4 protein-coding genes are annotated in these 10,198 nt (G+C 59.0%); 2 read left to right on the top strand and 2 right to left on the bottom strand.

Annotated elements, in window-relative coordinates:
- The first annotated feature begins 91 nt into the window (after positions 1-91).
- Positions 92-7,531, top strand: coding sequence for a beta strand repeat-containing protein (locus tag B3075_RS01610; protein WP_290488344.1), 7,440 nt, complete (start codon positions 92-94; stop codon positions 7,529-7,531).
- Positions 7,532-7,713: 182 nt separating this feature from the next.
- A complete protein-coding gene (locus B3075_RS01615) occupies positions 7,714-8,409 on the top strand; it encodes a hypothetical protein (protein WP_290488345.1) in 696 nt (231 codons plus the stop codon).
- On the opposite strand, the gene aroB is transcribed toward B3075_RS01615, so the two are convergent.
- Both aroB and B3075_RS01625 read right to left on the bottom strand, forming a co-directional pair.
- Complete coding sequence (gene aroB, locus B3075_RS01620) at positions 8,354-9,466, bottom strand: 3-dehydroquinate synthase (protein WP_290488346.1); 1,113 nt, start codon at positions 9,464-9,466, stop codon at positions 8,354-8,356. The two genes, B3075_RS01615 and aroB, sit on opposite strands and share 56 nt — an antisense overlap.
- Positions 9,467-9,541: 75 nt before the next feature.
- The gene (locus B3075_RS01625; protein WP_290488347.1) at positions 9,542-9,952 is read right to left on the bottom strand and encodes a hypothetical protein; all 411 of its coding nucleotides are present in this window, start codon (positions 9,950-9,952) and stop codon (positions 9,542-9,544) included.
- Positions 9,953-10,198: the final 246 nt, after the last annotated feature.

The following is a 10,198-nucleotide window of genomic DNA, read 5'->3' on the forward strand; positions in this document are numbered from 1 at the left end:
TGAAGGGAAGGGAAATAATTATATTGGCCTGAACCTGGGCGGTTCCGGTGCCACTTATCTGCAGCGCGAGGGCGGGTATGCCGCCTACAATGTGCTGGCCAACAACGGGACCCGCGTCATCATCAATGATGTGGGGCAGATCGGGCGGGATTTTACGTTCGGCAATGGCGGGGCTACCCTGGATTTCAACGGAAACAGCATGGAGGTGTGGTTCAGTGCCGTGCCGGAAGGGACGGACGCGTTTACCCTCCATTGCCTGGATGAGGGCGGCGTGATTGCCAACCTCCGGCGGGGGACTACTTCCACGCTGACATTCAAGGAGGGAGGGACCTGGAAGGGCTCTTTCCGGGACGCCGGGGAAAACGGAGGCGCCGTTTTGCGCGTGGTGTATGACGGAGGCGATCAGCAGCTCGTGCTTAATTCCATTCTTACCAGCCTTTCCGGCTCCAACGGGGAGGACAGGAGCGCTTTCATCGTGCAGTCCGGAACGGTGCTGCTGAAAGGGACCAACACGGTGCACGGCATGGGGTCCGCGGACGGGCGTTCTTCCAACCGGCTCTTCAACGCGCTGGACTGGCATTATGCTGACGCCGCCATGGATGTGGAGGTGCGTGACGGTGCTACCTTCCGCCTGGGGGATCATGCCCGGCTTCAGGGGGACGTGAATGTCCTTTCCGGCGGCACGTTGCTGGTGAATGAAGGCGTGCAGCATGAGCTGGAGCATATTGAGGGTGGCCAGAAGCTGGAAAGCACCTCCGCCATCCGTGATTACTGGGGCCTTCACGGCAATGTGTCCCTGCAAAGCGGAGCGCGGATGCAGATTGCCTTCAGCGAAGGCGCAACAGTCGGCATGGAGCTCAAAGGCGGCATCAATGGAGATGGCTCCCTGAACATCAGCCTGGGTTCCAACGGCCTTCGCCTTGTCCTGAGCGGGGACAACGCGTCCCTGAGCGGGGAGAAGATTCTGGAAAGCGGCACGGTTCAGGGGACGTCGCTCGCCTCCATGGGGGATGTCCGGACCAACAAGTGGTCTGTGGGAGAGCAGGGCGTGCTGGCCTCCCTGGGCTTTACTTCCGACGTGTCTTCCTCCCGGATTCTGTCTTATATTGATTCCTCTTCCTCCGGCGTGCTGGCCCTCGCTGCCGACCGGACGGAAACATTGGACATGTCTTCCCACACTTCCTTGTTCATCGGTGCGCTGGAAGGAACGGAAGTCCATTACGGCAGCGCGGATACGGCGCTGGGCACGAATGCCGCCGGCCAGTGGCTGCTGGGCGGCGGCGGGGGCGCCCTGTACGTGGACGCCCTGCTGGAAGGCGAGAACCGGCAGCTGGTCATCGGCAATTCCTATGGGACGGGAAAAGTCGTGCTGACCAACGCGGCCAATACGGCTTCCGGCACAATCATGTTCGGCGGCGGCGTGACGCTGGATTATACGGAAGGGGCTTTGGGGAATCTGCACTTCGATCTTTCCTATACCAACGCTTCCTATTACACCGAAGGCGGTTCGCGGGAATTCCTGTCTTCCTATGTCAATGAAAACGCTGACGGCATTCTGTTGCTGGACCGCACTCCGGAAGCCGCGATTGATTTGCGCAACCACTCTCTTCTGGCGCTCGGCAGCTCCGATTCCGGAGCGGGAACCGTCTTTACGGGCGATATCCTTCTGAATGAAGGGCAGAGCTACCGTTTCTCCGGCAGCGGCAATTTGATCATGGAACACCTCAGCGCCGGGCATGACGTCATTGTGGACGGTCAGACGTTTTCCGGAGGTTCCCTCACCCTGACGGGAGACAGCCTGGTTACAGGCGCCGTCTCCATCATGGGGCACAGGGAGTCTTCCCCTTCCTCATCCGGCAGCATGTCTTTGTCCCTGCAAACGGACAATGCGTTGAAGGATGCTTCCTGCGTCACGATTTCCGAGGGCGGCATCCTGAATATTAACGGCACTACCCAGACCCTGAACAATGTCGTGCTGAATGCCGGAGGCTCCATATCCGGGGAAGGCACGCTTGTGCTGGCAGTCCCGGATACCGGGATGACGCTGGCCGGCAGCCTGGAGGTGGCGACGGTGATCAAGCAGGATGCCGGCAATCTGACGCTGGGAGGAACGGGTTCATACAATTCTCTGCAGGTGCAGGCCGGAACGGTCACGTTGGGCTCCAACACGGCGTTTTCTTCTTCAGGCACTGCTGATTTTTATGCGGGGACGGGTCTTCTCCTGAACGGAAAGACAGCCAATGGCCGTGTTGTGCTCCATGGGGAGGGTAGTGAGGGCGTGTCCGTCTCCGGCGGCGGCACTTTCTCCGGAACCCTTGCCGTGGCGTCCGGAACGGGATATGTTACGGGCAATACCACTTTCGCGGGGCTTGATGTGGCCTCGGGGGCGGTGCTGAGCCTCGGCGGCAGCGGCAATTTCTCCGTCAGGGGCCAGAATGTCAACGCTTCCGGCGGGACAATCCTGGTGAAGGACGGTTCGCATGCGTTCAACCTGGCGTACAACGGCAACGGGAGCAACCAGATCCTGCGCGGCACGCTGTCCGTCGCGGACGGGGCTTCCCTTACCCTGCAGAGCAATGGCGCCAATTTGGGATATTCCCAGACGAAAACGCTGAATTCCGTCCGTATTGAGGAAGGCGGGCGGCTGGATCTTTCCTGCACCCAGTACAACACGGTCTGGGCGGTAAATGCCCTTTCCGGCGGAGGAAAACTGAATTGGGATTGTTCAAAAAATAACTATTACTCATCCCAGCTTCTTCTTGGCGGGAACGGCCGTTTTTCCGGAACAATCAATTACCGCTCCACGAATGAAACGAGCGGCTACAAATATCAGAATTATTTGATATTCAATTCAGACCAGGCCGTCAGCGATGCTGTGGTCAATATGTACGGAAAGAGCGGGCTGGCCATGGCCTCTATGGGGGTCAATACGAATCGCCTGTCCCTGCGCGGGCTGGACGGCAACGCCAATACCTACCTTTTTGCCGGCGGGGCCAAGGCGGGCAATCAGCTCCCCTTCCTGCAGGGATTTGTGCTGGATTCGGCGCAGGCGTCTTCCCGCAGGGCCACCCTGACCATCTCCGCCCGTGAAGGGGAGAGCCATACGTTCAGCGGAACGGTCAATGGAAGCGCCTCTGCCGGGTTCAGCCTGGTGATGGACGGCGCGGGGACGCAGACGTTTAACGGGGCTTCCGTCACGCTGCATGACGTGTCCGTGACGGGAGGGGGCGCGTTGAACCTTACCGCCGCCAATCTCAGCGTGCTTGGCAATTTGACCCTTTCCGGGGGCGCCTCCCTGGCTCTGAACTCCGGCTATAACTTAAGCGCCGGGAAAACGCTGGCCCTGATGGGTTCGTCCGCTGCGCCCGCCACGTTGAACATGACAGGGACGGGAAATGCGCTCACGCTTTCCGGCGGCGTTCTTACCTTTACCGGCGGCGTGCTCTGCTCGGATTCCGCCACCTTGCATATCGCCGGCGGCGGATTGGCCTTTGCTGAATCCCTGGCGGAGCAGACCATTAACTTCACGGAAACGGCGTCCATCAAGACCGGCGTAACCTATTGGCTTGCCGATGGAGACTGGAGTCCCTTCCGGAATGGTTCCTTTGCCTCCGGAGCCCTTCCCTATCTGAACGCGGATTTTTCCATTGCGGATACGGGGCTGTATGTGACCTTCTCCGCGGCGGAAGGCGTCAGCATCTGGGACGGAACGGAAACATCCAACAATTGGACGGCCGACAAATTCGGCAATGCCGCCCCTCTGCCCGGAGAAGCCACGGCGGCTATTTTCAATGAAAGCGCCGGAAGCCATGTGGTGAACATTGCCACCACGGCGGAAGTAGGTTCCCTCCTCATTGACGCCGATAACGGATACACATTTACGGCGGCGGGAGATCATCTGGTTTCCTCCGGGTCCCTCACGCATTCGGGCAGGGGAACCACCGTTATTGAATCCGGAGTGCGGATTACGGGAACTGCCTCCATTGAATCCGGGGAGCTTGTCGTGAAAGACCGGGAGACGCTGGCCGGAGCCATTACGGGAACCGGTACCCTGGGAATTGACTGGGGAAGTGAAAGCGGCTCCCTTTCCACAGAGAATTTGGGAACGCTGCACATCATCAGCGGCCGGTATGAGGGAGGCTCCCCCGCCGGGCTGGTGCGTGTGGATGACGGAGGCCAGTTCTTCGTGGCGTCAGGCACGAGTTCTTCCGCCGTTGAGCTGGCCGGCGCCGGCTGGAAAGACGCCGGAAATGAAGCTGACAGGGCGGGAGCCCTGAGGCTCGGCAACGGAGCGGCCGTTTCCGGAGCCGTTACGCTGTCTGCGGACGCGGTCCTCATGCTCAGCGGAACTTCCGGGACGATTTCCCATCTGAATACAAATGGCCATACTCTTGCGAAGGAGGGGACGGGAACGCTCGTGCTGGGAAGTACGGATATTGTGGGAAATCTTGACCTGAAACAGGGAACCATCCAGTTCAACGCAGGCGGCCACGCCGGCATATCCTCCATCCGCATGGCTTCCGGCACGGCCTTGAAGCTTGATTACAATGCCAACATCACCAATGGTTGCGCCGTCTCCATGGAGGATGGCTCCAGCATCAATTTCTGGAACGGCACCGGCACTTCCAATTTGAAAATCGACCTGAACGGAAATATCAGCCTGAACGGGAACTGTTCCGGAAATGCCGCCGTTCTGGCCGGAACGATTTCAGGAACAGGCCGTCTGGATCTGGGCACTACTCTGCAAAATGCCTGGACCATTTCCTCCGCCATATCGGGGGATCTCTCCCTGTCTGTCAACTCCAGGGTGACGCTGTCCGGCAATAACTCCTATACGGGCGGCACCGTTATCTCCGGGTCCACGCTGACGACCAGAAGCGTTTCCGCTCTGGGGACGGGAGCCGTCACTATCAATGGTGGGGCCCTGGCTCTGGGCGGCAACCTGGAAATCTCCGCGCTGGCGGGAACCGGAGGCTCTGTCAGCCTGGGAGGGAATCTTCTGGGCATTTCAGGGGGAGGCGATTCAACCGTTTATGCCGGCTCCATCACCGGAGCGGCCGGCAGCGGGCTGAATGTGGGCGCCGGAGCGAATCTGGGGCTGACGGGCGCAGTCACGGCGGATTCCGTCATGGTGGGCGGCGCGCTGGCCCTGAGCGGCACGACTACGGTGGGCTCCATGCAGGTTGACAAGGGCGGCAGCGTGACGCTGGGCGGCACGTTGAACCTTGATTATTCCGGAGGGAAGCAGGGAGGCATTGTGAATAAGGGAAGCGTTTCCCTCCAGGAGGGGTTGGACCTTCACCTGACGGTGGGCGGCACGGGGGCCGGTTCCTGGTCCCTGGTTTCCGGAGGCGGCATTTCCTACAGCGGCGATTCCCTGACGGACCACCTCTTCATTGATGGCGTGCGGGCCAACCGTCTCCGGGTGGAGCTGACGCAGACTGCGGATGAACTGTCCGTCGCCTACGCAGGCAGCAAGACGCTCCTGTGGACGCCGGGCGAGTCTTCTTCCGTCTGGAATGCCGTGGGAGACGCCAACTGGAGCTTTGAGGACGGTTCCGCCAAGGGCATTGTCTTTTATGAAAACGATTCCGTCATCTTTAACCAGGCAGGTCCCCAGGCCGTGACTGTGGCTGAAGACGGTGTGGCCGTTACGGGAATGTCCGTGCAGGCTGCCGGCTATGCCTTTGACGGCGGCGCTGTCACGGTGAAAGACAGTCTGCTGGTGGACGCGAATGGCGGCGCCGTTTTCAATTCCGCCGTCACGGTAAACAGGGATCTCATGGTTTACGGACGGGAAGGAGCTGTCTTTAATGCCGCCCTGAACGTGGCCGGCGACGTGATGATGGCCGGTAATACGGTCTTCACCCAAAACTTCACGCTGGCGGACGGTGGAACCGTTTCCTTCGCGGAAGGGGCGCAGTGGTCCAGCAGGAACATCGCCCTGGCCGGAAACGGGCAATTTGACGTGCGCGCCGGCGTCCGGAATACGGGCAGCGGGACGGTCAGTGTGGCTACCGGCAAGACCTGGACCGTGGCCCTCAGCAATGACTCCCTCTGCGAAATGGCGTCCCATTATCTGCAGCTTACCGGAGTTCTTAATCTAGAGGCGGGAGAAAACAGCGGCGGCACCCTGGTGGTGGATGGCCTCTGCCTTTCTTCCACCAATCCAAGCGGCGGCAAGAGCCAGTTGAATATTGCCGCCGGCACGCAGCTCTTCATCAAGGGGGACAGCGCCGGAAGAAATAGCGGAGGCATTGTTGGCAATACGGGGTCCATGATGCTCTCCAACTGGCCGGGGAACGGAGGAAACAATGAAGTGAACGTGAATGGCGTCCTGACGAGCAATGCCGTCATCAGCGGCCGTGATGGAGCCTCCGTCATCAACGTCGGGAATGCAGGCGTGCTGAACATGCTGGGCGGACTGGCGGCGAATACTCCGGGACGTACCAAGAACCATGTGATCAACGTTGCCGGCGGCGGCCGCCTGAATGCGGCGGGAGGCACGGAAAACCAGTACCTGAAAGTGAACCTGGCGGCCGGATCATCCTTCGGCGGCGTGGGGGAAGCGGGAAGCGCGGCTTCCTTCTCCAACAATCTGGCGTTGGGAACGGCAGGACAGGAAGGAGTGGTTACGTTTGATACGAACGCCCGCAGGCTGAATGCCGCTGCGTATGAGGTGGAAAATGCGGACGGAGGGCTGGATCTTGTCTTCTCCGGAACCATAACTGACGCCGGAAATACGGCGGCGGCGGTAACGGGCAAGGGAAGCGTTGCCTTCACGAATAACACGACTTTTTTCGCAGGAAGCACGGTGGAAGCAGGAGCCGCGCTGAGGTTCGGTTCCGGAACGGCGGCCGCGGAAATCAGGACGGGGAACGGAGCTTCTCCGGCGGTGGTGGCGGGAACCCTGTCCTACGCGGCGGGACCCGGCCTCAGCGTCAGTGAGGGAACTCTTGCCAACACCCGGGTCAGCATGAATCAGGATTCCCGGCTTACGGCCGGCAATGTGGCTATGGATGCCGGATCCTCCATCACGGGGGGAGCCCTGGCGGTGGACGGGCTTTCCATAGCCGTGGAAAGCGGCGTGACATCCACGGATACGCTCATGGTCAATACGGTGTTGATCTCCTCGTCCCAGGAAGAACTCACGGTCAGACTGGACCATGACGCCCGGGTATTGTCCCTGGAGTGCACTTCCCTGAATGACGTGACGGTGACGGGCTCTGCGCTGATGTTTGATTTCTCAGCCTTCGGAGAATGGGCCAGCATCCTGGAATACGAATATCTCTGCCTTGACTTCTCCGCCGCAAGCGCGGATTTGTCCGGGGTAAGCGATATTTCCGTCGTATACGGAGATCAGGTTTATGAAGGCTACCGGGCAGCCACTGTGGCAAGCCGCTCCGGGGTGAGCAATACGGGCAGCTCCATTTACTTTGAGGTCGGAACCAAGAATGCGCCGGAACCGTCCGTGGCCGCCTTGGGGCTGGTGGCTCTGTCCGCGTGCGTCATGCGCCGCCGCCGGTCGTAAGGGTACGCCCTTTTTCTCCTGCGCCCCGCATGGGCGCACAGGAGAAAAAGGATGATGCGCGGATGTGTTTTTCTTTAACTTGAAAAATGAATGCCCAAATACTTTTCCAAAGAGTGAAAACGGTCTGAATGCCTGGATATTGGCATGCCCGGAAGGAAAAACTGATCAAATGTAATCATGATATGAAAATAGTTTATCTTGTTGCTTTGGCGTCTTTCGCCCTTGTTTCCTGTGACGGCGGGAAAAAACAGGCCCCGCCCCCGGATGTTCCCGCCGCCGGGGAACAGGCTGTCCCCAAAACGCCGGGAGAAAAAATTCTGGCCGTTCTCCTTTTTATTCAGGACCAGGCCGCGGCAAACGCTCATGCGGCGGAGGTGAAGGAGCTTGCGAAGGCCCTCCCCCGGGACATTCCCCATGAAGAAAGCGTGAATATCATGAATGAACTGCTCCGTCTGGCCAGTCGGGAATGCTATGGTTCCCGGTCTCTGGAAGATGCGTTGAAGGGAATCCAATTTGACGCCGGGGAATACACGGGCAGCGTGCCTCTGGATGTGGATGGCTTTGAACCCCCCCGGACGAGCCGGAGAAATAGATTTCCGTGCGTGGAAACGGCGGACTGTTTCCGCGCCTTCTCCGTTCCGTCGTTCCCGGAGAACGAACTACGGAAGGGAAATGGCCTGATGGCTCCGGAAGGGGCGGTTTCCCGGCGGGGAGGGGAAAGATGCTGTATGTTCCTCTTTCAGAAAAAGGAAAGGCGGAAGGGATTCCCCTTCCGCTCTCCGGAATTTTCTGCCCGGATGGGGCAGAGCCGTGAAAGGAAACTCAGGGTAAGGGGCGCCGCAATTCTTCAATGGCTTCCGCCATGTCTTCCCGGGTAATGATCTTGGAAATGCCTGCTTCCCCCGCCTTGGAAAGCAGGACGAAGCGGATGGCTCCTGCCCGGAATTTTTTGTCTGATGCCGTTTTATTGAGAATCAACTCCGTGTCAATGTTATCCGGGAGAACGAGGGGAAGTTCCAGAGCCTGGAGGGTGTAAAGTATCTTGTTGGCGTCGGAAGAACTCAGCCCGGCCTTTCGTTCACTCAGGAACAGGGCGGCGCGCATGCCGAGCGCCACGGCTTCTCCATGCAGGATAGTGCCGTAGGGAACGGCGGCTTCAATGCCGTGGCCGATGGTATGGCCGAAATTGAGCAGGGCGCGGATATCCAGCGTTTCTAATTCGTCATTCTCCACGATGCGGGCCTTGATTGCCACGTTCCGGGCGATCAGGTCGGGAAGCCTGGCAATAGTATTCAGGGAGAAGCCGATGGAAAGTTCCGGCCCCAACCCTTTCAATTCATGAAGCATGGAAGCATCTTTGATAGCCGCGTGCTTGACGGCTTCCGCCAGGCCTTCCGCCAGCGTGCGGCGATCCAAAGTCACCAGCGTGGTGGGGTCAATGACGACGACGGACGGCTGATGAAAGGCGCCTACCAGGTTTTTCCCCTCCGGAATATTGACGGCCGTCTTTCCTCCTACGGAACTGTCCACCTGGGCGACCACCGTCGTTGGAATCTGCATGAAGGGAATGCCCCGGTAATGAATGGCCGCGATGAAGCCGGCCAGATCCCCCACGACGCCGCCGCCCAGAGCGGCAATGCATCCGGTGCGGTCGATCCCGGCACGGACCAGTTCGGAACACAGCTCCTGGGCCTGAAGCATATTTTTGGAAGCTTCCCCGGCATTCACTACGTGCAGGCTGGGCATGAATCCCGCGCTCTCCAGGGACTTCATGACGCGCTCCGCATAAAGCGGGGCGACGCGGCTGTCCGTGATCAGCGCAATCTTGCCGTCCAGACCGGCGCGGTAGGCAAACTCTCCGGTACGGTCCAGTGCTCCGTTTTCCACGTGGATGTCGTAGGAACGTTCACCGAGAGCAAGAGAAATGGTAGGCATGAGGCCAGTATGGGGTATTCCGGAGGGAACCTCAAACGGAAAGTGCGGATGAGGCGCAGAAGACGCATTCCCCGTTTAATGCGTTCTTGTTCTGGGCGCCAGCGGAGAAAGAGTTTCCAGGATAACGTTCAAATGCTCCGCGCGTGAGGTCGTGAAGCCGCCGTCGTCCTTCCAGATGATATTGCCGTTGCCGTCCAGAAGGACAATCGCTGTTTCCGCCTTCTTGTGAAGGGAAAGTCTGCGGCGGACAAAAGACTGGTCGTAATAGGAAATCAGGGAATTGGTCTTCATGTAAAAATCCGGGAAATCCCCCAGGGCCTGTGTAAAGGCGGGCACGTCCCCTTCAATGGGAGGCGGCTGCAGCACCAGCAAAATGCTGTACTCCACCGGGGTTGGCGTATGCTTGTACTGCTTGCGGAGGTCTTCGCAGAAGGGAAGCCACTTTTTCATGCCGTACAGGGTTTCCGGATGAAAAACAGTCAACATGATATGAAAACTTTTTGGAACGATGGGAGGCAGGGAAATATTATCTCCCATTAAATTCATGCCGTTGATATCCGGAAAACGGTAACGTCCGTTTCCTCCTCCATAAGGGTGCTCGGGATTGGGCGTTGGCAAGTGTATTTCCTGATTCTTCATGCGCGGTTAGACAAAAATCGGAGAAATAATGTTCATGCTGATGGCTGCCCAACAGGGACTGTTCATGGGGGGAGGGTAGCATTTTTTTGGTGA

It is taken from the genome of Akkermansia sp. UBA7090, assembly GCF_002493465.1.
GTDB classification, from domain to species: Bacteria; Verrucomicrobiota; Verrucomicrobiia; order Verrucomicrobiales; family Akkermansiaceae; genus Akkermansia; species Akkermansia muciniphila_A.